This is a genomic window from Methylomagnum ishizawai (assembly GCF_900155475.1).
GTDB lineage: Bacteria > Pseudomonadota > Gammaproteobacteria > Methylococcales > Methylococcaceae > Methylomagnum > Methylomagnum ishizawai_A.
The window spans coordinates 2,790,240-2,817,194 of record NZ_FXAM01000001.1 but is presented as its reverse complement, the minus strand read 5'-3'; the positions used below and the strand labels follow the sequence as shown (position 1 = coordinate 2,817,194).

The window sequence follows — 26,955 nt, the reverse complement described above, 5'->3', positions numbered from 1 at the left end:
GGTGGGGCTGGCCATTCCCCGGCCAAACCCATCCTTAGCGGACATCCGCGACTTCCAGGGGGCCGGGAGTTTCCGACCATCCGCCCCCGAAAGCCCGATACAGCGATACCATCGCCACCGCCCTGGCCGTTTCGGCACCGATGCGTTGGTCGCTGATCTGCAATGTGCTGCGCTGGGCATCGATCACCCCCAAGAGGTCGGTCGCCCCTTGCCGGAACAGGGCGTCGGCTTCCCGGCGGGACCGTTCCGCAGACGCCTCCGCCTGGAGCAGCCGGTCGCGCCGGGCGGTCATCGCGCGGTGCTGGACATAAGCGTTCTCGACATCTTCCAGCGCTGTCAGGAAGGTCCGCTCGTAATTCGCCGCCGCTTGGTCGAGCCGTGCGTCCGCCGCCGCGATTTGCGCCCGGATGCGCCCGGCATTGAAAATGGGCGCGGAGAGGCCCGAACCCAGGGCATAGACGCCTTCCGCGAGCGCAGGAAACCCTCCCGCCGCCACCGTCCCGTAACCGCCGCTGACCGAAAGCACCAGTTTTGGGTAGAGATCGGCCCGGGCCGCTCCCAGGCTGGCCGCCGCCGCATCCACCTGGGTTTTAGCAAGGCGGAGGTCGGGCCGCTGGTCCAGCAGCGCAGCCGGTAAAACTTTGGGCAATTGAGGTGCCGACGCCGTCAAGGACGCGGGCGCGGCGAGGCGGGCGTTGAGGGTGGTCGGCGGCTGGCCCGACAAGACCCCGAGCCGGTGCATCAGGGTGTCGGCGGCGGCGGCGAGGGTCGGCAACCCGGCTTCGGTGGCGCGCAGTTGGGTTTCCTGGCGCTGCACGTCGAAGTCGCGGGCCAACCCGGCCTGGCGCAGTGCCCGCACCGCCCGCAGCCGCTCGGCCTCGTTGGCGATCTGGTCCTGCCAGACTTGAATCCTGGCCTGGACGCCGCGCAACTCCAGATAATTCGTCGCCACCTGGGCCAGCAGCCCGACCAACACCGCCCGTTCGCCTTCGCGGGCTCCGGCGACCTGGGCTGTGGCGGCTTCCGCTTCCAGATGCCGACCACCGAACAGGTCGATTTCCCACCGCGCCGCCAGTCCGCCGCTGAAGGCATTGCCCGCCGGGGCGATCAACTCGATGCCCTGGGGTCCGGGGGCCGCGAAAATCCGGTTGATGCTGCGCTCCCGGCCACCGTTGGCGCTGAGCTCTACGGTGGGGTACAGCGCCGATTCGGCCACCGTGATTCCCTGTTGTGCTTCCCGCACCCTGGACTTCGCGATACGCAAATCTTGATTGGCGGCGATGGTCCCGGCAATCAGTTCGTCTAGCACCGGATCGCGGAAACCCCGCCACCAGGACGCCAGTTCGGCGCGGCGGGTCACGGTCTCTGGGCCGTTGTGCCAATCCGTGACAGCGGGCAATGCCGCTTGCGGATCGACGCGGGTCGGGGTACAGGCGGCGAGACCCAGGGCGGTTGCAAGCGCAATGAGCTGAATTGAAGAGTTGTTCATCGTAAATCTCCCGTGGCATGGGAAAACTCGGGTGCGGCCTGGACCTCCCCGGTTGAGGTTTCACGTCCGGCGGCCCGCTCCACCTTGAACCAAGCGGCGTACAAAGCGGGCAGGAAGAACACCGTCAGCACGGTGGCGACGATCAGCCCCCCCATGATGGTGATGGCCTGGGGACCGAAGAAGTCGTTGCGCGACAGGGGAATCATGGCCAGCACGGCGGCGGCCGCCGTCAACAGGATGGGCCGGAAGCGGCGGACGGTGGATTCAATGATGGCGTCATAGGTACCGAGTCCCGCCTGCTCGTCCTGCTGGATTTGGTCCACCAGGATGACCGAGTTGCGCATGATCATGCCCGCCAGCGCCAGGATGCCCAGCAGGGCCACGAAGCCGAACGGCGCACCGAACAGCAGTAGCGCGAAGGCCGCGCCGATGACGCCCAAGGGCGCGGTCAGGAAGACCAGGAAGGCCTGGGCCAGGTTCTGGAGTTGCAGCATCAGCAGCACGAAGGTCGCGACCAGCACCAGGGGAATCCAGACGAAGATGGACTTTTGCGCGATTTCGGCATTCTCCTTGGCCGCGCCGGTCTCGATGAAATAGCCGGGCGGCAGCTCGGCCCGGAGCGCGGCGAGGTCCGGGAGGATTTCGGTCGCCACGTCCGGCGCTTGGACGCCATCGACGATGTCCGCCCGCACCGACACCGCCGGATAGCGGTTGCGCCGCCAGCGGATGCCGTCCTCGAACACGGTTTCCAGTTGGGCCAGTTGCGACAGCGGCACCGCTAGTCCATTGCCGGTTTGCACCGACACATCGGGCAATCCGTCCGCCGAGGCGCGTTGTGGCGGCTGCGAGCGCCAGACGATGTCGATGAGTTCGTTGCCCTCCCGGAACTGCCCCACGGGCAGCCCCGAATAATGGCTACGCAGAGCTTGCGCCAAGCTCAGGGAACTGACCCCCAGCGCCCGCGCCTTATCTTGGTCCAGCTTCAAACGCAACGCGGGCAGGCGCTCGTCCCAGTCGTCGTTCACGTCCACCGTGTGGGGATTGGCCCGGACGATGGCCTTGACCCGGTCGGCGATGCGCCGCACCTCGGTGGGGTCTTCGCCCAATACCCGGAACAGCACCGGGTATTCCTGGGGTGGCCCCACGTCCAGGCGCATGACGCGGCCCCGGACCTCCGGGAAATCGGTCTGGAACAACGCCCGCAAGCGGTGTAGCACCCGCTCGCGGGCGGCTTTATCGTGGGTCATGACCACGATCTGGGCCAGATTGGAATGATTCAATTGCTGGGTGATGAGCAGGAAGAAGCGCGGACTGCCGCCGCCCACATAGCTGGTGTAGTCGAGTACGTCTTGGTCTTTCGCGAGGACGGCTTCCATATCGCGGGCGGCGGCCTCGGTCTCGGCGAAGGCAGTGCCTTCGGGCAGCCACAGGTCCACGATCAACTCGGGCCGGTTCGACAGCGGGAAAAACTGCTGCGGCACCTGGCTCATGGCGGCGATGCCGAGACCGAACAGCGCCAGGGTCAGGGCGATCACCGCCCGGCGGTGGTCCACACACCAGCCCACCCAGCGCCGCAGCCTACGGTAGAAAGGCGTGTCGAACTGCTCGCCGTGGGCTTCCCCGTCCGGGTGGCCCTTGAGCATCCAGTAGCCCAGGTAAGGCGTGAAGATCACTGCACCGACCCAGGACAGCAGCAGCGCGATGCCCACCACCTGGAAAATCGCCACCGTGTATTCGCCCGCCGAGGAACGGGCCAACCCCACCGGCAGGAACCCGGCGATGGTGATGAGGGTGCCGGTCAACATGGGAAACGCTGTCGCGCCATAGGCGTAGGTGGCGGCACGGACCCGGTCCCAGCCTTCATCCAGCTTGCGGGCCATCATTTCGATGGCGATCATGGCATCGTCCACCAACAGCCCCAGGGCCAGGATCAAAGCACCCAAGGAAATGCGGTGCAGGCCGATGCCGAACACCAGCATGCACAGCAGCGTCCCAGCCAGCACCAGGGGCACGGTCAGGGCCACCACCGAACCGGCCCGCCAGCCGAGGCTAAGGAAACTCACCAGCAGCACCGTCCCCAAGGCCTCGAAGAAGGTTTGCTGGAACTCGCCGATGGCCCGCTTCACCACCTTGGGTTGGTCGGCCACCTGTTCGAGGGTGGCCCCGACCGGTAGCTCGTTCTGGATACGGGCCATCTCCGCCTGTAAAGCCTTACCCATGGCCAGCACATCGCCGGACGGGTTCATGGTGATGCCTAGCCCCACCACTTCCTTGCCCTTGAAGCGCATCTTGAATTCGGTCGGTTCGGCATAGCCCCGGCGCACGGTCGCCACGTCGCCGATCCTGAGGGACGCGCCATTGACCCGGAAAGCCAGGTTCGCGATCTCGTCCACCGTCGCCAGGCTGCCGGTGATGCGGAGGGGCAGGTTTTGGCCGGGTTCCTCCACCCGCCCCGCCGACACCAGGGCGTTCTGGCCGCGCAGGGCCTCGGCGATCTGCGTGGCGCTGAAACCCAACTCCGCGAGTTTCTTGTCGGAGAACTCCACGAAAATCTTCTCGTCCTGGGCGCCGATGAGGTCGATTTTTTCCACGTCGGGCACCCGCAGGAAACGCTGGCGGGCCGATTCCGCCAGGTCTTTCAATTCGGCATAGCCGAAGCCTTCGCCGGAAAAGGCGTAGATGACGCTGTAGGTATCGCCGAATTCGTCGTTGAAGAAGGGACCGACCACGCCCGGCGGCAATTCGGCGGCGATATCGCCGGTCTTCTTCCGCGCTTGATACCAGATATCGGGGATTTCCAGGGGCGGGGTATCCTCGCGGGCGTTGATGAAGATCACCGATTCGCCCGGCTTGGAGTAGCTGCGGAGGTAGTCGAGATGGGGCAGTTCCTGGAGTTTCTTCTCCAGCCGGTCGGTGATCTGCTCTTCCACCTCGGCGGCGGTGGCGCCGGGATAGAGGGTCTTGACCACCATGACCCGGAAGGTGAACTTGGGGTCTTCGCCCTGGCCGATGAGGGCATAGCCCACAACGCCGCCCACCAGGAGCAGCACCATCAGCATCCCGGTGAAGGCGCGGTGCCGCAGCGCCCAAGCGGTGAGGTTGAAGTGGTTCATGGTTGGCTCCGGTCGTTGGCGCTGGCGAGGACGCGCACCGCCTGGCCTTCGATGAGCCGCTGCACGCCCGCCCTGACGACGGTCTGGCCGGGCGCGACGCCCTCGACCACGATCCGTTCGCCGTCCAGGGGCGTGCCTAAAGTCACCGGAATCGAGCGGACGGCACCGGCCTCGACCAGCCAGACCTTGGGCCGCTGCGGATCGTCGTGGGTGGTGAAGACCGCCGAGCGGGGAACGGCCAGGGCGGCGGGCGCGGTGGCCGCCAGCCAAACCGTGGCAGTCATGCCCAGCAGCGCCTGTTCGCGGCCCTCCAACAGCACCGCTTTCACGCGGTAGGTGCGGGTGGCGGGGTCGGCGGCGGGGGCCACTTCGCGGATGCTCCCGCGCAACCGCCGCTCGCCCTGCGACCACAGCGTAATTTCGACCGCCTGCCCCGGCGCGACCTGGGCGATACGCTGCTCCGGTACATGCAGGGTGATTTCCTTTTCGTCCAGTTGGGCCAGCAGTGCCACCGGCTGGCCCACCGCGACCACATCACCCACCTCGGCGCTGAACCCGGCGATGACGCCATCGCGCTCCGCCACGAGTTCGGAATAACGCAGTTGGTTCGCGGTTTGCGCCAGTTGGGCTTCGAGGGCGGCGACCTTTTCCTTCGCCGCCGTATCCGCGGTCTGGTGCCGGTCGAATTCCGGCGGGGCGATGATGTGCTGATCCAGCAGTTCCCGGTAACGGACCAAGTCGGCGCGGGTGAACCCGGCTTCGGCCTGGGCGGCGGCCAACTGCGCCTTTAGGTTCTGGGTGGCGAGCCGGTAGTCGTTGGCGTCGAGGCGGGCGACGGCCTGCCCCTTGCGGACCCGGTCCCCCACCTCCACCAGCCGGGCTTCCAGTTTCCCGGCGATGCGGAACGCCAGCGCGGTTTCCCGGCGGGCGGTGACCTCGCCCGCGAACCCGGCGGTGGTGTGGACGGCGGCTTCCCCGACTTGGGCGACGCGGACGGGCCGGGGCAGTTGGGGACTTTCCGGTGGAGTCGTACAACCCGCCAACAGCAGAAAGCCCAAAAGCATGGGGGCGGCTTGCGACGGGCAGGGCCGCGTGGGGCGGGTAGTGGAATCGGATTTGCTCATGGCGACACCATTAAATATACTGGACGGTAAAGTAAGTCTACATAACTTTACTGAACGGTCAAGTATTTTATGAGTGAGCAACCCAAACTGGGCCGTCCCCGCGATCCCGAACGCATGCGCCGGGTCATCGAGGTGGCGGAGCAATTATTTTTGGAGCAGGGCTTCGAGCGGACCAGCGTGGAAGCCGTCGCCAAAGCATCGGGGGTGTCGAAGGTGACGATTTACGCCTACTTCCCCACCAAGAAGGCGCTATTCGAGGCCACGATAGGCAAGCGCATCGATGCCGCCTTCGATTTCGGGAGCGATGTGAGCCTGCCCTACGGGGAGCCACGTCTAGCGCTGACCCTCATCGGTCGCCATTTCCTGGGGCTGATCCGCGCCGACGAGGTGATCCGCAAACAGCGCGTGCTGTTCGCGGAAGCCGGTGTGCAGCAGGACGCCTGTAGCGCCTTCTTCCAGCAGGGGCCGCTGGGCATCGTTGCCCGCGTGCGGGGTTTCCTGGACAGCGCCGTGACGGCGGGTAGCTTGGTTCCGCACGATACCGGGGCCGGGGCGGACCAGTTCCTCTCCTTGTTCCTCGGCAGCGCCCATATAAAGGCCATGCTGGGGTTGGGCAAGCCGACGTCCGAAGAGGACGAACGCCTTTTGGAGAGGAACGTGGACATGTTTATGAAGGCTTATGGGAGGGATTGAGAAGCTGTCTGGCAAAAATGGGTTCATGTAGAGTCACTCCCACCGACTTATGCGACAATGCCCCGCCCGCCGGGACCCCACCGGCCAGCCTGAACGACCGGCGTCCGGCGGCATCCCCCATCCTTGCAAGACGATAGAGGTTTCCGAATGCCCTACAAAAGACTGATTTGCGCCGCCTGTGGCTTTGTCTACGACGAGGAAATAGGCGATCCCGATTCCGGCATCGCGCCCGGCACCCGTTGGGAAGACGTGCCCGACGACTGGATGTGCCCGGAATGCGGCGTGGACAAGACCTATTTCGAAGTGTTGAACATGGACTGAACACTGTCGGAACCCTTGCGCGGCGGGCCGGGCCGGGTGGGCAACACCCGCCCCAGCAAGCCCGGTCCCGGCAAGGGTTCCACCGGGGCTGCCGCACCCGCCGCTTCGGCGATGCGGTGGCCTTCCGCCACCAGCCGCGCCCGCCTGTCTTCCACCCGCGCCAGCCGTTCCGCCACCTCCTCCCCCAGCCCCGCCAAAGCCCGCCCGATGCCGGAGCGCAAGCCCCGGATGGCCGTGTCTTCGGCGGAGGGTTTCAGTTGCCGGTAGACGAAAAACGGCAGCAACCACGACAGCCCGATCAACAGCACGCTGTGGATGGCGAAATCCACCCCCAGGAAATCGAGATGTTGGGCCACGCTCTCGTAATAGCCCTTGACCACTTCGTAGGACACCAAGCTGATGCTGAGGATCGGCAGCAAAGCCGCCAATCCGCCCGACAGCTTGAGCAGGAAGCGCCGGAAGGCGTTGCCCGGTCGCGCTAGCGCATGGCGCAGGGAACGCTGGCCCTCGTTCAACACCGTGCCGCCACCGGCTTCGAACACCCGGTCCAGTTCCGCCTTGAGCGGTGTCGCCGGCAGTCCGCGTTGCCCGGCTTCCAGGAGTAGTTGGTCGAGGGCGTCGCGCAATCGGCTCGCGGCCCAATCGTCCCACAGCAACGGGGCGGCGGCGCGGGGTTCGGGCTTGGCTTCGTGCCCGCTGGGCCGGGTCAGGTCGATGGAGCGGCGCAAGGGGTTGGCTTCGTGCCCGACGAAAGCCCGCGCCACGCTCTGGATCGGCCATTCCAGGCCGCGCAGCAATTCGCCCTGGGTCTCGTCCCAAATCCGGCCCCATTCCGGGGCAAGTTCCGCATAACCGCCTGCGGTGCCCAGCCGGTCCAGGCATCCGGTCAGGGCGGTGTGCAAACCGTGCAGGCGCAGGGCTTCGGCGCGGAGTTCCAGTTGCCGCATGACATGGCGGTCGGCCATTTCCCGTAGGAAATCCTGGAGTTGCCCGAAATCGTCGGCCTTGCGGGCGGGGCCGGGGTCGCGGCTGTCGGTGCGGAGGAGGATCGGGTCTTGGAAGCCGCCCTTGACCAGCAACTTGGCGAAATCCTCGTATTGCAGCGGATGGCCCCGGTCCCATTGGTTGATGACGAACAGCCACGCATGTTCGCCGCCATGGGCTTGCAGCATCCGCCAGCCCTTGTCGTCGCGGTAGCGCTCGGGGCTGACCACGTAGATCAGCACGTCGATATGCGGCAGCCATTCCAGCACCAGTTCGCGGTTGTGCTGCTCGACGCTGTCGATATCGGGCATGTCGATCCACAGGACTGGGCGTTGCGCGGCGTCGTGGTGTTGGGCGATGCGGACCCGGTCCAGCGGGAAATGGTTGGGCAGGTGGCGGAGTTGGATGGAATCGTGCAGGTAGATCGAAACTTCCCGCGAGGTGGGGCGTTCGACCCCGGTGCGGGCGATGGCCTGCCCGGCCAGCCGGTTCAGCAGGGTGCTTTTGCCGACGCCGGTGCCGCCGAAAAAGGCGGCGACCAGGGGCCGGTGGCTGTCGGCCTCGAACAGCGAGGCCGGGGTGTCCGGCCTGAGTTCCAGCAGCGCCCGGATATCGCCGGGGTTCAGCCAAGCCCCGGCCACGGCTTGTTCGGCCCAAGCCTGGGCGGCGGCGAGTCCTTGATCGAAGCTCATGGGCGGATATCCAGTTTCGTGGCGGCTTGCAGCAGTTCGGGCGGGATGTCGAAGCGGCGGCTCCGGTCCAGGCGGCCCGGCAGGCGGACCAAGCGGGCGTGCAGGCTGTCGCGGAACAGCTTTTCCACCGCCACCCGTTGCCTACGCTTGAGTTCTGCGGCGGCCTTGTCCATGTATTTGCCCAGGGCGCTTTCGGTGAGCAGGGAGGTCAGGGACAGCATGGCGGGGGCGATCACGAAATCCTGGACCCCGATGCCGCCGGTATGGAGCGCGACGGCCAGGGCGGTGGCGTCGGTGGTGACGCGGGTGGCCCTGAGGCCGTTCAAGAGCGCCGGATGCTCGCGCAGATGGTCGTACAGCCCATGCGCGGTGCGGTCGATCTCGGGCTGGAAGTCTTGCAGGTAATGGGTGGTGGCCTGCTCGAAATGCTGGACCAGGATCGGCTTGTCGTCCCGGAACAAGCCGCCGATTTCCCGCCACCAGGCTTGCTGGGTGGCGTCCTCGTCGCGGCGCAATAACAGGTTCTCGCCCAGCCGTATGAACAGGTGTTGCAGGGCGTGGTTGAGGGCCGCGATTTCGGTGCCGTCCGGGGTTTTGGGGTGTTTGCGGCCCAGCTTGGCGAGTTGGCGCAAGGGCCAGGTCACGGCTTGGCGGGCGGCGACCAGGACGCCGCCCAGCCCCGGAATTTCGAGCAAGGTCAACAGTTCGGCCAGCGCCCGCTGGAAAGTGGCGTAATGGTGGGGATGGTCCAGATAGTCCTGTTGGTAGCGTTTGAGGCTGTCGGTCACGGCGTCTTCGACCATGCCGCGCCATTCGGCTTCCAGGGCGTGTTCGGCCTCGACCGGGGCGATCCAAGCGCGCCAATGGGCATCGATGAGCTTGCGGGCGTGGTCGGCGTGGCGCTCGCGGCTTTGGGTATGGCGGGCTTGCTCCAGGTCGGCCAGGAATTCCGCGCGTTCCTCCCGCAGGCCGGCCAGTTCGTCGCTGTCTTCGAGATAGGGCAGGGGCAGGATGGCGGGCGGCGGGTCGCGCCGGGTGGCGCGCCATTTCCCGCGCAGGGATTCGGCCAGGGCGGGATAGGCGGCGGGTTCGATCTTGTTGAGGCAGATCAGGGTCGGCTGTCCCAAGGGTTCCAACAGGCCCATGAATTCCCAGACCGCGAGGTCGGCGTATTTGTCCTTGCTCAGGGCGAGGATCACCACATCGGCCAGGGCCGCGATCCGCAGCACCGCCTGCCGGTATTCGTCGGCGTCCACCGAATCGAAATCGGGCGTATCCCAGACAATGGCTTGGCGCAAAGCGGCGGCTGGCTCGGGGATGTCTGCGGCTTCCAGCGCGTAGCAATCGTAGCGGCGGGCGTCGAGTCCGCCGCGGTCGCAGCGCTCGTAGTCCCGGAAATAGCCGTCCAGCCCATCCAGCTTTGCCAGGTCCACGCCCACCGCGAAGCCCTGCGGATGCACCGTGAACCCGGCCAGCGGGCTGACCCCGGCCAAGGGCCGGTCCAGCAGCCAATTCACCACCGAGCTTTTGCCGGCCTGGGTCGGGCCGAGGATGGCGATTTGGAGGGGATGCCGGGGCTGGGTTTGGTTCAGTCCGCCCTTTTCGAGGCAGGCTTCGGCGAACAGCAGGGATTGCAGGTTGTGGCGCAAGGCCCGCGCCCTGGGTGGGTCTGCCCCGTCCAAGGCGGCCAGGACGCTGGCATGGCGTTGTTTCAGCAGGCGGATGAAGGCAAGCATGGCCGGGGTGGTGGAATCGAACAGGCCCGGATTGTACACGATGGCATTGCGCCGCCGTGGTGCGTCGGGCCGGGAGGAGGGGGGGGGGGATCGCATCGGTTCCGGCGCGGGGTCAGCGGTGCAACTGCGCCAGCGCCTTGGCCTGGATGGCTTCCCAGAGTTGCAGGTCTTCGGGGCTGGGTTCGGGCGCGGAGCTTGCCGCCGGTTCTGGGGCGGTATCGGCGTGGTGGACGGCGAGACGGTCCAGGATGGTCCGCGCCAGGGCGATTTGCTCGGCGAGGCTGAGGCGGTCGATGCCCAGGGCTTGGTAGTGTGGACTCATGGGGGAGGCTCCGTGGGATTGGAAGGGGGCGGTCAGGGGGCCGTGGTGAAATCGATCAATTGCACGGTTTCGTGGCTGCCGGTGCCTTCGGCCTGGACCCGGACGCCCAGCCCGATCCGGTAGCTTTGGCCGGCGGCCAGCAGTCCGGTGGGTATCTTGAAGCGGGTGGCGGTCGGCGGCAGGGTGGCGGTGTAATCGACCTCCGGCCCGGTGATTTCCACGAAGATGTTGTTCACGGCGTTGCCCAGCGGATACCACTCGGCGGTGAAATCCGTGGGCAGGCCCGCCGCGCCCGGCGTCGGCGTGATGAGGGCCAGGCCCGCCGGGAAATCATGGGTCAGGAACAATCGGCTGGGGTTGCCGCCTTGCAGGACCTTCGGCGCGACCCGCAGGCCGTAGTAGCCTTCCGGGAAGGTTTTGATGATGTAGGCGTAGTCCGATTCGGCCACTTCCAGATGGGCGATATTCAGGTGCAGCGGGTTCTGCATGTCCATGCGTTTGCGGCTGGGGGCGACGATGCTGATCTTGCGGGCTTTCTTGAGGGGATCGCCGTCCAGGTCGAACCGCAGGCGGTAGAGGGCGCTGTTATCGCTCAACTGGATTTCCTTGCGGAGCGTCATGGAGATTCGCAAGTCGGTGGACGCGGCGACGGCATCGCCGCCGGCCATCGACAGGCCGAGGGCCAGGCCAAAACCAGCCAGGATGCGTTTGTTCATGGGGATGTTCTCGGTCTGTGTGGAAGTACGGGCGGGCATGCGCCATCATACGGCGGGGCCATATCCTCTGTGTAGAGAGATCGGGCCGACCGACCGGCGGGCGTTGCCGCCGGATGGTCGGCCCGCGCCTCACACCGTCCGCCAGCGCAAGGCCCGCACCACGAGGATCGAAGCCAAGGGCAACACCAGCCCCAACACCGTGACCACGATCAGCAAACGGCCCAATTGGCTGTAATCCGCAGGTACGTTGATGATGCCGCTGACCGGGTCTTTCACCTCGCGGGTGATGGTATAGAGCTGGTTCAGGTATTTGGTGCCGAGTTGGGCCAGGGCCAGTGACAGGTTGGTGAACGAGGCCATCACCGCGAAGAAGGTCGCCTTCAGGTGCGCGGGCGCGGAATGGGCGATCCAGGCCAGCATCGGCACCATGGCGACTTGGCCCAGCGGCGATTCCAGGGCGGTATCGACCAGGGCGATGAAACGGGCGTCCACCACGCCGCCGGTCAAGGCCGCAGTCCATTCGTGCAGCCCGTAATACATGCCGATGGTGGGCAGGGAAAGGACGGTGCCGGCCAGGGTCAGCACCAGGATGATGTAGGGCATCGATTGCTCCGCCATGAAGCGGCGGAAGATGAACAGGCCGAACAGGCTCAGGGCGCTGCCGATCAAGGACAGCTTGGCCATGAAGGATTGGTCGAAACCCAGGGTGTCGATCATCCACCAACTGGAGCCGGGACCGGGCGAGGGCATGGCCCGGAACACGAAGATCAAGACCGCCGTGCCCAGCAGCACCGCCCGCGCATCCGCCCGCATCTCGCGCATGAGTTGGCCCATCAGGGCCAGCACGATGGCCAGCGACAGCAGGAAGATGATTTCCTGCCCCAGCACCACATCGCTCAAACCCACCGACAGCGACACCAGGCCGAACAACAAGCCGCCCCCCAGGATCCACCAATTGGCCTGGGGCGGTTTGGGCTGGGTGGAGGTCAGGGTTTCGATCTCGTGGCGGGTATAGCCGAGTTCCGACAGCGATAGCACGGTGCGGCGTTTGAGATAGGCCGCCAGCAACACGCCGCCCACCGACACCGCCGGAATCACCAAGGCCATGCCGTAAATCCGCTGGTAGATGGCGAGTTTCTCGGCTTGGGGCAGGTGTTCCGCGCCCTGGAACATCGCCACGTTCACCAGGGCCACCAGCAAGGTACCGCCGATGATCGCCACCCGCCCCAGGGTCTGCATGGTGGAATGCATCAGGCGTTGCTCTTCCTCCGGCAAGAGCCGCCCGTCCGGCCCCACGCGGGGCACGGCCTCCACCGTCATGGCGTCGGCCACCACGTCCTGCACCACATAGCCGATGGGGGCGAGCAAGGTGCTGGCGACATACCAAGTCCCCGCCGGGGCGATGGCCTCCATCGCCGCCCGGTCCGCCAGCAAGCCGATCATGATGACGAGGCTCAATGCCACCAGTCCCGCGCCCAGGAATACCAGCCCGGCTTTATAACGCCAGATCAAATCCACCAGATGGCCCAGGGGCAGTTTCAAAGACCAGGGCAACATGGTCCAAAAGCCCAGCCCGGCCAGGAATTCCGCCGAAAGGCCCAGGTATTCCTTGACGAAGAAGGTGCCGACGATGCCGGTCAGGCCGGAAATCCCGGCGGCGAGGTAGATCATCAAGGGTGGGAGGTAGGCGAGGCGCAGTTCCCGGCCCAGGGCCAGGAAATTGCGGTCGATCCAGGCCAGGAGGGGAGCGAAGGGATGGGCGTCGTCGTAGGGCGTCATGGGCTGCTTCATACCGATGGGCTTGTGGTGGAGACCTCGGGAGTTTACCCAAATCCGGGGCGGGACGGGCGGACTGGTTCACGGATGGGCCTGGATTCCGCCCAAAGGCACCTCATTACCCACAACCTGTAGCCCCGTAGACGTCTCGGACGGACTGGATGGCTTCTCGACGTAGGCCATGCTTGACCCGGATCAGGTAATCCGCCGCACCCGCTTCCGCCCAACCCATGTTCGTAAATTCAAAAGCTTACGGTATCAGGAAACTCGTGGGTAAAAGGGTGGGATAATGGGGTGCAATATAAATAAGCCCATGTAGAGCGGGATAGTCGACATCCCGGCATATATTCCGGCATGTGGATGGAATCTTTATATCCAGCCCAATGCGTCTTGATTGCTTGACAGGTCTGATTGTACAGCAGTAGAGTCCATGTCAGGTGATGCGGATGCTGTATGACACAGTTGTGCTATACGGTGGATGCCCACCTAGATACGTTAGGCCGTAGCATGTTTGCTTAGAAATAAGCAAACGCAGAGAAAAGCTCCGGGCCGAAACGGGTGCAGCCGTGTGCCAGAGGGCTGCACCGAGGGGTTTAGAGGACATCCGGCACATCTTGTGCTTTTCGCGGCGAGCGTTTAAAAGCCCCGTTTTTTGCAAGGCGGGAAGCGAAGGAGAGTCGTGAGTTGCTTGGAAATCTCGGATCGACTGTGGGAGCGGGTAGCGTCGTTGTTGGAGCCGTTCAAGCGGCGCAGGCCGGGCGGTTCCAAGCCGCTGGGGTTCCGGACGGTCATGAATGGGATTTTGTACGTGCTCAAAACTGGTTGCCAATGGAATTGCCTGCCGCCCTGCTATGGCTCGAAGAGCGCGGTCCACGAACACTTCCAGCGATGGGCCGCTGCGGGCGTGTTCACGGAGATGTTCCGCTGGTCGGCGGCGGATTATGAGGAGCTTGAGGGTTTTGAACTGGCCTGGCAGTCGATGGACGGCAGCCTGGTGCAGGCCCCGGTGCGCCAAGCCCACTGCCGGAAGGACGAGGGGCTGGGGCGCAATCCCACGGATCGCGGGCGTAGTGGCGGCAAGATCCACCTCCAGGTGGATGGGAAAGGGATGCCCTTTGCCGTCGTGCAAGCCGGGGCCAACGTACACGACAGCCGCTTGGTGACTGTCACGGTCGAGGCGGCCGTGATCGCGGCACCCGCCGGCACCCAGCAAGGACCCCGGCATCTTTGCCTGGACAAGGGTTATGGGTACGAGCGGGTTGAGCGGGAGGTTGCGGGATTGGGCTACGTTCCCCACATTCGCAAGATCGGCGAGGAAAAACGCCCCGGCTCCGCGGAAACACACCCCGCTCGGCGGTGGGTGGTGGAGCGGACATTCGCTTGGCTCAAGGGCTTCCGGGCCATCCGAACCCGCTACACCTGCCGTGGAGCCAATTATTTGGCCCTTCTTCAATTCGCCTGCGCCCTAATCCTTGAAAGACGGATCAAGGCCAACTCCGCGTAAGCAGCTTATGTGCCGGATATCCTCTTAATGTGGGAAACATCAACTTCTGAAACAGACATAGAGAGGAGGCACACATGGGATGGAATAAAAAAGCGAACGTGGCTCAATATGGCCAAGCCAGTTGGGACAATTTTGTGAACAAAGTCACCGATACTACGGCTGAGCAAGTCATGCGCATCGCATTTGCCAATCCTGCCATCACCTTTTTTTTCTTCTGTCGGGAATATATGGTCCTCGATGGCCCGGCATCCCAGTATGGACCGTTTGAGCCGGGAGACGCCGTATTCTTTACCGGAGAACCTTGGTATGGCACCGCCCCACAATGCGATGCTTACGAGAAAACGGCTATTTCGACCATTTATATTAGCCCGACCGATAACCAGCAGTTCCAGGATATTGGTTGCTATATCTTGCCAAGTGGCACCCCGGCCATCGATGTGGTTTGTATCTTTGCTGGAAACTACGCCACCAATACCATCCCCATGCTGCGGGCCAACAATAGACATGTTCCCAAGCTAACCTATTGTTTTTAATGATAATTTAAAATTCCAGAGGCCAGCACCAATATAAATGAAGGTATCTAATAAATGTGCCAGATGGTTTCTTGAGCGATGTACTAAACTATACAGACATTTCATCCCGCCGATGGCATGCTCAACAGCCACGCGGGTTTTAGCAAACTTCCGATTATGTTTCTTCTGTGTTGGTGTTAATTTCGGATCAGGATTCGCTTTGGACTTCTTTGGCTTTTTATGGGGGATTTGAATGGCCCGTGCGTGGGGATAATCATTTTTAATGCCTTGGAATCCGAGATCAACCTCGATAAGTTGCTTTTGAAACCATGGCAAGGCGGGCGGAAATTCCGTCTTAAACAGGGCATAGTCGTGGACGCTTCCCGGCACGGTGGAGCTAAGGAATAGGATTTTCTTGGCGGGGTTGGCAATCACTAGGTTATTAACGCCGTGATGTTTTTTTTTACCGCTGTAGCGTTGCTCTTGTTGGGATTTATCCTGGGGCCTGAGGGTCGCCCGCTCCGTGCCATCAATGATGATAGTAGGTTGTTTTTCAAGGAGTCTATCCAGCGCCTCAACCGTCTTGACCGAACGTTCGGGAAGTGTTTTCAGATGGGCTAGGCTCGCTTGAAGGATGGGCAGCAGTGTTTCTAAATGATCGAAAGCATGGCCTCCACTGAAACCAAAGAGATAGCCCAGTACGTCGTAACTGGGATAGTTTTTCAAGTAATAAAGGACAAAAAACAGCCGGTGTCCAAAGCTAGATAGATAGCCTGGGAAAGCGGGGCTAGGCGCGTCGAGCGAAGGGCCACCGTACTGGTCACGATAAGTTGATTCAAAAGACAGAAGTAAATGCTTGAACTGATCTTTGGTAAGTCCGGTCAAGGCTTTGCAAACACGATCATTGCCGATGTCGTCAAGGCTGCTAAAGATCATTGTGGAAGCACCATTAAAAAGGATTCGTGGGGAATTGCGATTGATCTTACTCTGCGGACCTTGCAGTAACAATTATGAACAGAATATTTATGATGCCTTGGGAACATCTCTAATAACAATCCGCCTACGCAAAATCCATTCAATCAGAATATCCAGGACGTGTTATCGTCTAGCTTGGTCCAAGCCTTACAGGATAAGGGTATCACGGTGTTGCTGACCATAATGGGTGCCCACACGGAAACCGGGTGGTCTCAATTCACGGATCAATCCACGGCCCAAGCCTTTGTGGATTACCTCAACACCGATGTGATTACTCCGTATGGGCTGGATGGAATCGACATTGATGACGAATTCAGCAATGGTTCGCCCAACGATACGTCATTGCCGATGGTGACCACCCTGATGAAACAAACCATGCCCACCAAGCTAATCACCAAGGCGCTATGGGCCGATGAGAGCGTGTTTCAAGCCAATTGGGAAGGTAATACGCTGGGCGCCAACCTAACCTACGGCTGGCAAATGAGCTACTATGGGGGGGATGCCAATTCGCGTCTAAGCTTTTATACGGGTTATGGGATGAACAAGAACCAATTATGTCTCGGTTTCTCGGCTGAAAATATGTTTTGCGAGGAGTGGGGCACGGTTGGTCCGCAAGCAGCCTTAACAATTTCGGAAGGCTATGCGGGTGGAATGATGTTCGACTACCAAAACCAACCATCGAGTATCAATCTGATGCAGGCTATGGTGGACGCCATGGATGGGGCCGGTAGTTGGAACAAAGATCTAAATTGCCAGTGAAAGCCGGGTGGGTCGATATTAGCGGCCCACTGTGATGTTTAGAGGGGGTGGGCATAGTAGTACATGCCCGCCCGGATGGAAAAGGCCGGGAGGGGAATCTTCCCGGCCTTTTTGCGTGGTGGACGATTGGTGGGGCATTGGGGATATTATGTAATTTACATATTGCACGTTTTGCGCAAGCATAAATTCGGATACATTCTGCGCCGCCCGCGTCTGGGTCTTCGCCGGGTTCGAGGCGGCGGTCGCGCCCGGTGTCGCGCACGGCCTCGTCATCGGCGCGGGCGTAGCCGGAATAGTTGTGCGGCAAGGGCCGGGCCGGGTTGACCGCCAGGACTTTGCGGTAGACGGCGAAGTCAAGGGACCGGGCGAGAGGCTGCCCACCCGCTTGCGGATGATGTCGGCCTTGACGGTGGGGAACAGGCTGCGGTCGAGCGGGCTGGGGTTGCCGTGGTGGCCGTAGTCGTCCAGCCAGCCCGCGACGGTTCGGGCCTGGGCCGGGGTGCGGCGGCGAGTTCCGGCGGGGTTTCGCCAGAATCGAGCAGGGCTTCCAGTTTGAGGCCGTAGCGGTGGGCCTCGTCCTCGTGTCGAAAGTGGCTAATGGGGTTTGGGAAGGATGCCTTGGCGGCGGACGCAGACTTCCCAGTTGCCGGTCGGGCGGTCATGGCGGTGTTCCAGGTAAGCGGCCTTTCCGGGCCGTGTACAAAGTGGCGGTGCCACTCCGTGTAGGTATTTTTACCTTTTTTACCTGTTTTCCGGCTATTTTCGCAATGCACACAAAAAAACCGCGCACCCGGATTTGTGGGTAAGCGGTTGTTTCGCCTGGGGAAATTGGAGGCTGAGGTCGGAATCGAACCGGCGTACACGGCTTTGCAGGCCGCTGCATGACCATTCTGCCACTCAGCCTTTAGGCTTCTTCCGGGAAGTGGTTTCAAAGCTTTGGCGGATCGCTTGGCTTTATTCCCCGGCGGAAGAGCGCGAAATTATAGCGGAGGCTCCCGGTCGAAGCAATACTTATGTTTGCGGGCGGAAGCGCGTCCCGGATCGGGCGATAAACTTAGTAGGCGGGGATTATCTCGGGGCAATAAAAAAGCCGTGATAAACACGGCTTTTTTATATTTGGAGCGGGAAACGAGACTCGAACTCGCGACCCCAACCTTGGCAAGGTTGTGCTCTACCAACTGAGCTATTCCCGCTTGCTTGTCCGAATATTTTAAGGGTCCAAGACGGGCTTGTCAACACTGGGTTTGGGCTGGTCGGCGAACGAGGGCAGGGCGGCGCGTAAATACACGATCATCGACCACAGTGTCAATAGGGCCGAGATGGATAATAGGAATTGGCCGAAACCCTGCAAGGTCTCGCGCCAAATATCCATGCCGAATAGCAACAGGGTGATGGAAACCATTTGGGCCATGGTTTTCCATTTGCCGAGTTGCGAGACCTCGACCTTTTTGCGCTGGCCGATTTCCGCCATCCATTCCCGCAGCGAGGCGATGGTGATTTCCCGCCCGACGATGATCGCGGCGGCGATGGCGACGAAGGGGCTGGGGTCGGCCTGCACGATCAAGACCAGGGTGACTGCGACCATCAGTTTGTCCGCCACCGGGTCGAGGAAGGCGCCGAAGCGCGTGGCCAGCCCCAGCTTGCGGGCCAGGTAGCCGTCCAGCCAGTCGGTGAATCCGGCCACCATGAACACCAGGCCGCAGGCGGCATGGGCACCCGGCCAGGGCAGGTAGAACAGCGCGACCAGCACGGGAATCAGGACGATCCGCAGCAAGGTCAGGTAAGTGGGGAGGTTCAACTCCATAATCAGGGTTCCCGTTCGTGGAAGGTGTCGTAAATGCGTTGTGCCAATTGTTGGCTGATGCCCTCTACCCGGCTGAGGGCATCCACCCCGGCGCGGCTGATTTCCCGGAGGCCGCCGAATTGGCGCAGGAGCTGTTGGCGGCGTTTGGGGCCGAGGCCGGCGATGGTGTCGAGCGTCGATTGTTGTTTGGCCTTGGCCCGGCGCTGGCGGTGGCCGGTGATGGCGAAGCGGTGGGCTTCGTCGCGGATTTGCTGGATCAGGTGCAAAGCCGCCGAATGGGGCGGCAGCAGGAGCGGCTGGCCGGTTTCCGCCGGGATGAGGACTTCCATGCCGGGTTTGCGGTCCGGTCCCTTGGCGACGCCGATGATGCGGAGCGCGTCCAGGTCCAGCGCCGCCAAGGCTTCCCGCACGGCGGCGACCTGGCCTTTACCGCCGTCGATGAACAGGATATCGGGCGCTTCGATTTCCCCACCCTTGATTCTTTGATAGCGCCGGGCGGTGGCCTGGGCCAGGGCGGCGTAGTCGTCGCCGGGTGGGACGCCCTCGATATTGAAACGCCGGTAGGCCGATTTGACCGGGCCTTGCCGGTCGAACACCACGCAGGAGGCCACGGTCTGTTCGCCCTGGGTATGGCTGATATCGAAACACTCCAGGCGGTGCGGCGGCTGTGGGCAATGCAGCGCCTCACCCAGTTCCAGGAAGCGGGCGTGGATATCGCGGCGGCTGGCGAGTTTGAGGGCGAGGTCGTGCTGGGCGTTGGTCACGGCCATCTGCACGCGCCTCGCCCGTTCGCCGCGCAGCCGGGCCGAGAGCTTCACGGCGTGGCCGGCCTCGTGGGCCAGCATGTCTTCCAGCAATCCCGCGTCCTCGACCGGATGGCTGAGGAGGATTTCCTTGGGGATGGGCTTGCCCAGGTAATACTGGCCGATGAAAGCGGCGAGCAGGCTGCCCGGTTCGTGGCTATCTTGCATCGCCGGGAAGAAGCTGCGGTCGCCGATCTGCTGGCCGCCACGGATGAACACCATCCGCACGCAGGCCACGTTGCCTTCGAGGGCGCAGGCGATGATATCCAGGTCGCCATGTTCGCCATGCACCGCTTGTTTTTCCAGGAGGGTGCGGAGGCTGGCGATCTGGTCGCGGTAACGCGCCGCCCGCTCGAAATCCAGCCGCGCCGCCGCCTGCTCCATGCGCTGGGCCAGGGTGTCGATCAAATGCCCGCCCTCGCCTTCCAGGAAGGCCACCGTATTCCGTACATCTTCCGCATAGGCCGCCGCGTCGATCAAGCCCACGCAGGGTGCGGTGCAGCGCTCGATCTGGTATTCCAGACAGGGGCGGGAACGGTTCGCGTAGAAGGAGTCCTCGCACTGTCGCACCGGGAAGGTTTTTTGCAGCAATTTGAGGTTCCTCCGCACCGTGTCGGCGCTGGTGGGATAGGGTCCGAAATAGCGTCCCGGTTTGGCCTTGGCCCCGCGGTGGAACGCCACCCTGGGGAATTCCTGGTGGGTGGAGATGTAGATGAAGGGATAGCCCTTGTCGTCGCGCAGCAGGATGTTATAGCGCGGCTGGTAGCGCTTGATGAGCTGGCTTTCCAGCAGTAGCGCCTCGCCCTCGGTCTGGGTCACGGTCACGTCGATGGCGCGGATGCGGGCCACCATCGCCTGTTGCTTGGGCGGGGCGTCCTTGGGCGAGAAATAGCTGGACACCCGTTTCTTCAGATTCTTGGCCTTGCCGATATAGATCACCTCGCCCTGGTCGTCCAGCATCCGATAGACACCCGGCCTCTGGGTCAGGGTGCCCAGGAAAGCGTCGATGTCGAAGGCTGCGGCGGTGTGGGGCGGGCTCATCGCGGGGCATACCGGAGGGTGGGGGATGGGGCGTCATTATAATGCGGAACCTCGGAGGGCACGCAGACTTACTTAGCTCCGGCCCGCTGTGTGGCGGGAAGGCCGGGAGGCGGCCCGCCACCCATATCGATACCTTGTGCGCGATATTCGGATACATGGCGCGGAGTCCATGATCTTGGATTCCCCGTTGCATCCATGCTACGGCATTGACTATCGATGGAGGGCGGGCTGGGACCGGGTGTTTTTTAAGCCGGTCGTTATCGGCTTTTTGATAAGGTGGCGATGCTGGATGTCATTGTTTTTGATTTATCGGCTTTGCATTGTGTGGCAGATATTATTATGGTTTGTTTCAAATATGTTTTGGATGTTTTGGGCGGTGTGTGGGGTGGAATTGTATAGGGGTATCTGTCTCAATGTATTTTTGGAATGACATGCCTGCGGATCGCCGGGGGCCGGGGAAACCGGCTTAATCATGCGGCACCCTATTTTTTGTAGAGAAGTTTATATTTTTTCAAATTTTTTGAAAGCCGGAGCCATCCCGCCAATAATCCCAAGCGCGGGGATATTCTCCCCGCACCCAATCACAGCCGAATCAAGATTCCGTGTGCGCGACAGGTCAATGCGGGCGGTTTGAGAAATACCCCAGCACGGTGCCCTCGAACACCGCTTTCAAGCGCTCGAAGCAGATTTGCAAGCAGACCAATTCCGCCGCGCTCAACTCGAACACCATGTCCTCCCCCGGCGGGTCGGAGGCGGAGCGCGTCATCTTCCAACTCCATAGGTCCTCGGCCAATTGGCGTTCGTAGCGGGTGGGACGGATGCCGCCGATATTGGGGTTCATATTCAAGCGGTTGAACACGGCGGCGATGCATTCCGCCGCCCGTTCCTGGGAGCCGATCACGGGGTGGGTCGGCAGGTAGCGCATCAAGGGCGGGATCGCCAAGCGGAACTGGACCGGCGTGAGTTCCCGGCACAATTCGGCGAGATGGTGGACGATGGGTTCCATGGTGGCCTTCTTCGCAATGATCGATGGGATGGGAAAGGTGGGGCCGGGGTATTTTCCACGGCCACCGTGTAAGGTCGGGGATAATATTAATAGGTTTCCGCCGAGGATTCAGGTGGGTGCGACGAAGTTTTGGGAATCGGTAGGGTGGACGATTCGGCAGTGGGGATATGGGGACGGGGCTGGCGGTATTAGGTCCAGGCTGGTTTTGGCGAATACCGCCAAGTATGTCGATCAAGTTTTTGGGGTGTGCTGTTTTGTTGTGGCAGGGCTTGTGCCGATTTGCTTGGGTTATGAGCCATCGCGGGTTTTTTTGAAGGATTTATCCCAGCCGGGTGGGGACGGCCAGGTCAGCGCAATAAAGCTTGTATATAGGGGATGTAACCCGATATCGACCGGGTATTGTTGACTGGGATTAGGGGTTTGAACGAGACTATTTGTAACCCGGAAGCCCCGGCTGAAAGCCATTCGCAAGGAATGCGCCCCAGCTGGAATACGTTTATGGGTGTATTTCCGTCACAGCCCGGCCGGGGAAGGCGCGGGCCATCCTGTTACGCCACGGTCAACGGGTGAGCGCTTTCAGGGCGTAGGAAAACCGCAGCCCGCCACGCGATGCCGCCATGCGGGTTCGGACAGCGGGTACAGGGGCGGCGCGGGGCCAGCCAGCCGGGGACGAGTAGGGCTTTGCAGGCAGGAAGGGATGGGAAGAGACAAGTTCCAGGAAGGTCCGGACGCGCCCTTGGTCCTTGGCGCTGGCTTCGGGCCAGAGGTTCGCCCCGCTGTTACGCTACCGGGAAGGATGGCCCTTTCCCCAGGGTGCCGAATGGCATCACCCCATCGACGCCGCGTCGCAGTAAGCGCCGGCCATGATCGATCCCGCCATCGACCGGCGCCAGCAGGGCGGTTTCCGCTTATGCGCCGTGCTTGGCCGCTTTCCAAATATGGCGGGTGCCCCGGTACACGGCGTAGCCCACGAACGGGATCATCAGGGCTTCCAAGGTGTTGCCCTCCATCGGGAACAGGCCGTGTTTGTACAGCACGTCGCCGACGATGCCCATCAAGGACACCCCGGCATAGGTGATACCGGCCAGCGATAGGCTTTCCACCGTCTGCTGTAGGCGCAATTGCAATTCCGAGCGCCGGTTCATCGCGGCCAGCAGGGCGTGGTTCTGCTGTTCGCGGCGCACATCGGCGCGGGTCCTGAGCATCTGGCTGGCGTTGGTGACGCGGGTGGACAGGGTTTCCAACCAGCGCATGGAGGAATCGCAGTTGTTCCGCGCCGGTTCCAGGCGGCGGTTCAGATAGCCGCTGAGGGTGGCGAGTTCGCCGATCTTGATTTCCCGGAGTTCCGCCAGCCGGATCGATACCATGTTGAAATAGGCCCGGGTGGCGCTGAAGCGGTATTCATGGCTGGAAATCAGGCTTTCGATATCGGCGGCCAGGGTCGAGAGGTCTTCCAGCAAATCCTCGTCGCTGCGGTTGTTGTGGTTGGCGACGGCGGTGGTCAGTTCGACCAGGGTGCGGTCCTTGTCGCGGAGGGTGGCGCGGAGCCCGTCGATCAGCGGGGCGGCGAGCAGGGCCATCATGCGGTAGGTCTCGACCTCCAGCAGCCTGAGCAAGGTGCGGCCCGCCTGGGCCGGGTCGTCGCGATGGTCGAACAGCAGCCAGCGCGAGAAGCCATCTTCGTGGATGCGGAAATCGGTGTAGGCCGACAAGGCACCATTGGCGAGGCGGGAACCCATCAGGCGGCGTTCGGGGAAATGGGGGGCGGCGGCGTCCGGCGTCGCGTCCTCGATGGGGCAGGGCAGCACGGCGGCGTGGATGGCGACCATGACCCGGCCCGGAATCCCTTCGACCCATTCCTCCGGGACGCGGCATAGGGCCGGGGCGGCGAAGGGGTCGTTCAGCGCATCCGCCAGGATGAACAGGTAGCGGGTGAATTCCTCGTGCTGTTCCACCCGCAGGCGCAGGTCGTCGAACTTGAGGTGGAAGAAGCGCTCGCCGCTGTGGACCCATTCGTGGTCGAAATGGCGGCACAACGCTTCCAGGTGGGCGGTTTCACGGGCGCGGTCCTGCTCGTCCACCAGATAGGCGAGGTAGGAGACCCGTTCCGGCGGGCGCAGGGGTTCGTAGGGCCGGGCGTTGATTTCGTCGTGCAGCTTGGAGCGCAAGGGGTGTTCTGGCAAGCGGATCATGGGGCGTCCTGTAGTCTCGGCTTTTCGGAAGGTGCCTATCTTAGCCGAATCGCCGCCGGGAGCGGTTCCCCCGGCGGCTCCGCCATGGCTTGGTCCGGCGCTCCGGTAACGGTTTTGTCGATTTTACAATCCTGGCCCGCGGACGGGGGGAACCCGCTTTCCGGTTCCGTGCCCAGCGCGACGGACCGTACATCCGAACCGAAAATGCTCTAGCCTTCAGCAGACCGGGCCTTCCCGCGCCGCCAGGCCGGGCGTGGCCGGGGACTTGAAACAACTCAACAGGCATTCCCATGAAAAAGAACATGCCGGTCACGGACACGGAATACGTCCTGAACCCAGGTGCCATGATCGTCAGCAAGACCGACCTGAAGGGAATCATCACCTACGCCAACGCTGAATTCATCGCCGCCAGCGGTTTCGGCGAGCGCGAACTGCTCGGCCAGCCGCATAACCTGGTGCGCCATCCCGATATGCCGGCCGCCGTGTTCCGGGAACTGTGGGACAGCCTCGGGGCCGGGCGGCCCTGGACCGGGTTGGTCAAGAACCGCCGCAAGAACGGCGATTTCTATTGGGTCCGGGCTAATATCGCCCCGCTGTGGGAAAACGGCCAGGTGATCGGTTATCTCTCGGTGCGCGGCGCCATATCCAAGGCCGAGGCCGAACGGGCCGCCGCGCGGTACCGGCGCATGAACGCGGGGGGCGGGGACGGGACTCCGCCGTGGCGGCGGCTGAATTTCCTGGGCCGCTGGCCGCTGCGCCGTTTGGGTGTCCTGGTCGGTGTCTTGCTGCTGGCGGCGGTGGCCGTGCCCATGGGTTTGCTGCTCAAGGAAATCGGGGCCGGGATCGAGTTCGCCGAGCAGGAGCGCCAAGGTGTCGTGTATATCCGGGCCTTGTCGGCCTTGCTGGACGATTTGCCGCGCCACCGGGTCTTGGTCGCCGCCGCGCTCGGAGGCGATGTCTCCGCCAAGGCCAAGGCGGCGGAAGTGGAGGCCAGGATCGAGGCCGACCTCGCGGTGGTGGACGCGCTCGCCGCCCGCTGGGGCGGCACGCAGTGGGCGGCGTTCCGGGGGCGCTGGCAAGCCCTGCGCCAAGCTTGGCCCATGTCCAAGGGCGTGGACGGCCCCGAGTCCCACAACGTCCTGCTCAACAGCCTGTTGGGTTTGATTACCCAGGTTTCGGACGCCTCCAACCTGACCCTGGACCCGGAACTCGCGACCTACTACCTGATGGATGGCTGGGTCTTCAAGAACCCGCAAAGCCTGTACCACCTCGGACTCGTGCGCGGCTTGGCCACGGCCGCGGCCTTGCGCCAGGGGATTTCCGAAGCCGACCACACCCGGCTGGCGCTCTTGGCGGAATCGGTGCGCGCCACCCAGGCTGCCAACCGCGCCGGTTTGGCCAAGGTGTTCGGCGAGTTGCCGGGTTTGAGGGCAAGCCTGTCGCCCCTGTTCGAAAACAGCGAACGGCGGCAACAGGCGTTCCTGGAGTTGCTCGACCGTGGCATCGCCCAGGCCGGACCGGTCGGCCTGGCACCGGAAGAGGTATCCGCAGCGGGCGGCGCGGCCATCGAGGCGGGCTTGCGGCTGCACGCCGGTTTGGGCGATGCCCTGGACGGGGCGCTGGCCGGGCGCATCGACCGCCTCGCGTTCAAACGCGCGGCGATGCTGGCGGCCTCCCTGGCCTTGGCCTTGCTGGCGGCCGGCGTGCAGCGTTATATGATGCGGCGGGTGTTGGTGCCCTTGGGGCAGGCTTCGGAAGGCTTCATGCGGATCGCCCAGGGCGATTTCACCCAGGGCATCGAGGTGGCGCACAACGACGAATGCGGCGAGGTGTTGAACGCCCTGCGCTGTGTGCAGACCAAGCTCGGCTACGACGTGGCCGAACTGCGCCGCCTCGCCAGCGAGGGACACAGGATACGGGCGGCGCTGGACAATGCCTCCACCGGCATGATGGTGTCCGACCAGGATTTCGATATCGTCTACCTGAATCCGGCGGCGCGGAACTTGTTCAAGGCCGCCGAGGCCGATCTACGCAAGGTGATGCCGGAGTTCGACGCCGAGCGGCTGCTGGGGACCGGCATCGACCTGTTCGACCGTTCGCCCGCCCATTCGCGTTATCTGCTGGAACAACTGATGACCACCCACCGTTTCGAAACCGAAGTGGCGGGCCGGTGTTTCGTGGGGGTGGTCAACCCGGTGTTCGACCACGACGGCCAACGCATCGGCAACGTGGTGGAATGGGCCGACCGCACCGCCGAGGTGGCGATAGAGCGGCAGGTGAACCAATTGCTGGAGGAATTCCGGTCCGGCGACCTGGCACGGCGGATCGAGGCGGGGGAGGGGATCGGGTTCCTGAAAACCCTGTGCGACGGCCTGAACCAGGTGGCGGGCGATACGGAAGCGCTGTTCAAGGATTTCGGTTGGGTTATCCGCGGCATGGCCGAGGGCGATCTGACCCGCCAGACCGGCTACGACGCCTATATGGGGGTCTATGGCGAGTTCCGCGCCAATTTGGCGCGGACCCAGGACAGACTCGGCGAGGTGTTCGGCCAAATCCGGCGCTCCGCCGAGTTCATCCACAACGCCTCCCAGGAAATCGCCAGCGGCAACAACGATCTGTCCCAACGTGCGGAGCAGCAAGCCTCCAGCCTGCAACAAACCTCGGCCAGCATGGACGAACTGACCGGCACGGTGCGGGAAAACGCCGGCTATGCCCTCCGCGCCAACGAGGCCGCGGCCCAGGTCCGGCTGTTGGCGGAGCGCGGCGGCGAGGTGGTGCGGCAAGCCGTGGCCGCGATGGCGGAAATCAACGAGAGCAGCGCCAAGATCGCCCGGATTATCGGCACCATCGACATGCTCGCCTCCCAGACCAACCTCCTGGCCTTGAACGCGGCGGTCGAGGCGGCGCGGGCGGGCGAGCAGGGGAAAGGCTTCGCGGTGGTGGCGGCGGAGGTGCGTGGCCTCGCCCAGCGCAGCGCCCAGGCGGCGAAGGAAAGCCGGGAATTGATCGAGGGCAGCCTGGACAAGGTGCGGGCCGGCGTGGGCTGGGTCAGCCAATCGGGCGAGATGCTGGGGGAGATCGTGGCCGGGGTGCGGCAGGTGGGGGGGTTGGTATCGCAGATATCGGTGGCGAGCGCCCAACAGGCCCAGGATATCGGCCAGGTCAACCAGGCGGTGGCGCAGATGGACGAGATCACCCAGCAGAACGCCGCCCTGGCCGAGGAGACTTCGGCAGCGAGCCTGTCCATGTGCGGGCAGGCCGAGGAGATGGTGCGCTTGGTGGGTTTCTTCAAGACCGGCGGCGGGTCCGGCGGGCGTCTGGCCGTACCGCCGCCGGGCCATCCGGCGCGGGTGGAGCCGACCGCCGCCGAAAAGTGGGAGGAGTTCTGAGCGC

The 26,955-nt window shown here is 63.3% G+C and carries 19 protein-coding genes and 2 tRNA genes; 6 read left to right on the top strand and 15 right to left on the bottom strand.

Annotated features, from left to right (window positions below):
• Positions 1-34: 34 nt before the first annotated feature.
• From B9N93_RS12435 to B9N93_RS12425, 3 genes are read right to left on the bottom strand one after another with little or no spacing between them, the layout of a single operon-like run.
• Positions 35-1,489 carry an efflux transporter outer membrane subunit gene (locus B9N93_RS12435; RefSeq protein ID WP_085214092.1) on the bottom strand — a complete coding sequence of 485 codons (1,455 nt, stop codon included), beginning with the start codon at positions 1,487-1,489 and terminating at the stop codon, positions 35-37.
• Positions 1,486-4,602, bottom strand: coding sequence for an efflux RND transporter permease subunit (locus tag B9N93_RS12430; RefSeq protein WP_085214090.1), 3,117 nt, complete (start codon positions 4,600-4,602; stop codon positions 1,486-1,488). Before B9N93_RS12430 ends, B9N93_RS12435 begins: the two co-directional genes overlap by 4 nt.
• Positions 4,599-5,726: an efflux RND transporter periplasmic adaptor subunit gene (locus B9N93_RS12425; RefSeq protein ID WP_125468955.1), complete on the bottom strand. Its 1,128-nt coding sequence runs from the start codon at positions 5,724-5,726 to the stop codon at positions 4,599-4,601. Before B9N93_RS12425 ends, B9N93_RS12430 begins: the two co-directional genes overlap by 4 nt.
• Positions 5,727-5,795: 69 nt before the next feature.
• Here B9N93_RS12425 and B9N93_RS12420 point away from each other — a divergent pair, with 69 nt between their 5' ends.
• Positions 5,796-6,419 carry a TetR/AcrR family transcriptional regulator gene (locus B9N93_RS12420; RefSeq protein WP_085214088.1) on the top strand — a complete coding sequence of 208 codons (624 nt, stop codon included), beginning with the start codon at positions 5,796-5,798 and terminating at the stop codon, positions 6,417-6,419.
• 147 nt (positions 6,420-6,566) lie between these two features.
• Positions 6,567-6,740 (top strand): rubredoxin, encoded by a 174-nt coding sequence (locus B9N93_RS12415; protein WP_085214086.1) that lies wholly within the window; start codon positions 6,567-6,569, stop codon positions 6,738-6,740.
• Here the strand turns inward: B9N93_RS12415 and B9N93_RS12410 are convergent.
• The 5 genes from B9N93_RS12410 to B9N93_RS12390 all read right to left on the bottom strand — a co-directional run bounded on the left by B9N93_RS12410 (position 6,713) and on the right by B9N93_RS12390 (position 12,981).
• On the bottom strand, positions 6,713-8,416 hold the full coding sequence (locus tag B9N93_RS12410; protein WP_085214084.1) for a GTPase: 1,704 nt from the start codon (positions 8,414-8,416) through the stop codon (positions 6,713-6,715). The two genes, B9N93_RS12415 and B9N93_RS12410, sit on opposite strands and share 28 nt — an antisense overlap.
• The gene (locus tag B9N93_RS12405) at positions 8,413-10,248 is read right to left on the bottom strand and encodes a GTPase (protein WP_085214082.1); all 1,836 of its coding nucleotides are present in this window, start codon (positions 10,246-10,248) and stop codon (positions 8,413-8,415) included. Before B9N93_RS12405 ends, B9N93_RS12410 begins: the two co-directional genes overlap by 4 nt.
• 16 nt (positions 10,249-10,264) lie before the next feature.
• Positions 10,265-10,474 (bottom strand): hypothetical protein, encoded by a 210-nt coding sequence (locus B9N93_RS12400; RefSeq protein ID WP_085214080.1) that lies wholly within the window; start codon positions 10,472-10,474, stop codon positions 10,265-10,267.
• Positions 10,475-10,506: 32 nt separating this feature from the next.
• Entirely contained in the window at positions 10,507-11,190 is a 684-nt protein-coding gene (locus tag B9N93_RS12395; RefSeq protein WP_085214078.1) for a hypothetical protein, read from the bottom strand.
• Between the two features lie 129 nt (positions 11,191-11,319).
• Complete coding sequence (locus B9N93_RS12390) at positions 11,320-12,981, bottom strand: MFS transporter (RefSeq protein WP_217807301.1); 1,662 nt, start codon at positions 12,979-12,981, stop codon at positions 11,320-11,322.
• 664 nt (positions 12,982-13,645) lie between these two features.
• Between B9N93_RS12390 and B9N93_RS12385 the strand changes: the two genes are divergently transcribed.
• Positions 13,646-14,470 carry an IS5 family transposase gene (locus B9N93_RS12385; RefSeq protein ID WP_176225166.1) on the top strand — a complete coding sequence of 275 codons (825 nt, stop codon included), beginning with the start codon at positions 13,646-13,648 and terminating at the stop codon, positions 14,468-14,470.
• Between the two features lie 74 nt (positions 14,471-14,544).
• The gene (locus tag B9N93_RS12380; protein ID WP_085214075.1) at positions 14,545-15,003 is read left to right on the top strand and encodes a hypothetical protein; all 459 of its coding nucleotides are present in this window, start codon (positions 14,545-14,547) and stop codon (positions 15,001-15,003) included.
• Here B9N93_RS12380 and B9N93_RS12375 read toward each other — a convergent pair.
• Complete coding sequence (locus B9N93_RS12375; RefSeq protein WP_085214073.1) at positions 14,986-15,918, bottom strand: transposase family protein; 933 nt, start codon at positions 15,916-15,918, stop codon at positions 14,986-14,988. The genes B9N93_RS12380 and B9N93_RS12375 overlap by 18 nt on opposite strands.
• 105 nt (positions 15,919-16,023) lie before the next feature.
• Here B9N93_RS12375 and B9N93_RS12370 point away from each other — a divergent pair, with 105 nt between their 5' ends.
• Entirely contained in the window at positions 16,024-16,716 is a 693-nt protein-coding gene (locus B9N93_RS12370) for a glycosyl hydrolase family 18 protein (RefSeq protein ID WP_085214071.1), read from the top strand.
• A gap of 829 nt (positions 16,717-17,545) precedes the next feature.
• Here the strand turns inward: B9N93_RS12370 and B9N93_RS12365 are convergent.
• The 6 genes from B9N93_RS12365 to B9N93_RS12340 form a co-directional block, all read right to left on the bottom strand.
• Positions 17,546-17,619: transfer RNA gene (locus B9N93_RS12365), tRNA-Cys, on the bottom strand.
• Between the two features lie 214 nt (positions 17,620-17,833).
• A tRNA-Gly gene (locus B9N93_RS12360) sits at positions 17,834-17,909 on the bottom strand.
• A 17-nt stretch (positions 17,910-17,926) separates the two neighbouring features.
• Positions 17,927-18,526 (bottom strand): CDP-diacylglycerol--glycerol-3-phosphate 3-phosphatidyltransferase, encoded by a 600-nt coding sequence (gene pgsA, locus B9N93_RS12355; RefSeq protein WP_439897119.1) that lies wholly within the window; start codon positions 18,524-18,526, stop codon positions 17,927-17,929.
• Positions 18,523-20,364, bottom strand: a complete 1,842-nt coding sequence (gene uvrC, locus B9N93_RS12350) for an excinuclease ABC subunit UvrC (protein WP_085214067.1) — start codon at positions 20,362-20,364, stop codon at positions 18,523-18,525. The genes pgsA and uvrC overlap by 4 nt, the downstream gene beginning before the upstream one ends.
• Positions 20,365-20,980: 616 nt before the next feature.
• Positions 20,981-21,370 carry a hypothetical protein gene (locus B9N93_RS12345; RefSeq protein WP_085214065.1) on the bottom strand — a complete coding sequence of 130 codons (390 nt, stop codon included), beginning with the start codon at positions 21,368-21,370 and terminating at the stop codon, positions 20,981-20,983.
• 908 nt (positions 21,371-22,278) lie between these two features.
• Positions 22,279-23,562: a DUF3422 family protein gene (locus B9N93_RS12340; RefSeq protein ID WP_085214063.1), complete on the bottom strand. Its 1,284-nt coding sequence runs from the start codon at positions 23,560-23,562 to the stop codon at positions 22,279-22,281.
• A 290-nt stretch (positions 23,563-23,852) separates the two neighbouring features.
• On the opposite strand from B9N93_RS12340, the gene B9N93_RS26335 reads away from it, so the two are divergent.
• Positions 23,853-26,951 carry a methyl-accepting chemotaxis protein gene (locus tag B9N93_RS26335; RefSeq protein ID WP_085214060.1) on the top strand — a complete coding sequence of 1,033 codons (3,099 nt, stop codon included), beginning with the start codon at positions 23,853-23,855 and terminating at the stop codon, positions 26,949-26,951.
• Positions 26,952-26,955: the final 4 nt, after the last annotated feature.

What these genes read in the sequence shown, in the direction of transcription:
- B9N93_RS12435 (WP_085214092.1), bottom strand. Translation starts at nt 1,489, where the DNA reads ATGAACAACTCTTCAATTCAGCTCATTGCGCTTGCAACCGCCCTGGGT.
- B9N93_RS12430 (WP_085214090.1), bottom strand. Translation starts at nt 4,602, where the DNA reads ATGAACCACTTCAACCTCACCGCTTGGGCGCTGCGGCACCGCGCCTTC.
- B9N93_RS12425 (WP_125468955.1), bottom strand. Translation starts at nt 5,726, where the DNA reads ATGAGCAAATCCGATTCCACTACCCGCCCCACGCGGCCCTGCCCGTCG.
- B9N93_RS12420 (WP_085214088.1), top strand. Translation starts at nt 5,796, where the DNA reads ATGAGTGAGCAACCCAAACTGGGCCGTCCCCGCGATCCCGAACGCATG.
- B9N93_RS12415 (WP_085214086.1), top strand. Translation starts at nt 6,567, where the DNA reads ATGCCCTACAAAAGACTGATTTGCGCCGCCTGTGGCTTTGTCTACGAC.
- B9N93_RS12410 (WP_085214084.1), bottom strand. Translation starts at nt 8,416, where the DNA reads ATGAGCTTCGATCAAGGACTCGCCGCCGCCCAGGCTTGGGCCGAACAA.
- B9N93_RS12405 (WP_085214082.1), bottom strand. Translation starts at nt 10,248, where the DNA reads ATGCGATCCCCCCCCCCCTCCTCCCGGCCCGACGCACCACGGCGGCGC.
- B9N93_RS12400 (WP_085214080.1), bottom strand. Translation starts at nt 10,474, where the DNA reads ATGAGTCCACACTACCAAGCCCTGGGCATCGACCGCCTCAGCCTCGCC.
- B9N93_RS12395 (WP_085214078.1), bottom strand. Translation starts at nt 11,190, where the DNA reads ATGAACAAACGCATCCTGGCTGGTTTTGGCCTGGCCCTCGGCCTGTCG.
- B9N93_RS12390 (WP_217807301.1), bottom strand. Translation starts at nt 12,981, where the DNA reads ATGAAGCAGCCCATGACGCCCTACGACGACGCCCATCCCTTCGCTCCC.
- B9N93_RS12380 (WP_085214075.1), top strand. Translation starts at nt 14,545, where the DNA reads ATGGGATGGAATAAAAAAGCGAACGTGGCTCAATATGGCCAAGCCAGT.
- B9N93_RS12375 (WP_085214073.1), bottom strand. Translation starts at nt 15,918, where the DNA reads ATGATCTTTAGCAGCCTTGACGACATCGGCAATGATCGTGTTTGCAAA.
- uvrC (WP_085214067.1), bottom strand. Translation starts at nt 20,364, where the DNA reads ATGAGCCCGCCCCACACCGCCGCAGCCTTCGACATCGACGCTTTCCTG.
- B9N93_RS12345 (WP_085214065.1), bottom strand. Translation starts at nt 21,370, where the DNA reads ATGGAACCCATCGTCCACCATCTCGCCGAATTGTGCCGGGAACTCACG.
- B9N93_RS12340 (WP_085214063.1), bottom strand. Translation starts at nt 23,562, where the DNA reads ATGATCCGCTTGCCAGAACACCCCTTGCGCTCCAAGCTGCACGACGAA.
- B9N93_RS26335 (WP_085214060.1), top strand. Translation starts at nt 23,853, where the DNA reads ATGAAAAAGAACATGCCGGTCACGGACACGGAATACGTCCTGAACCCA.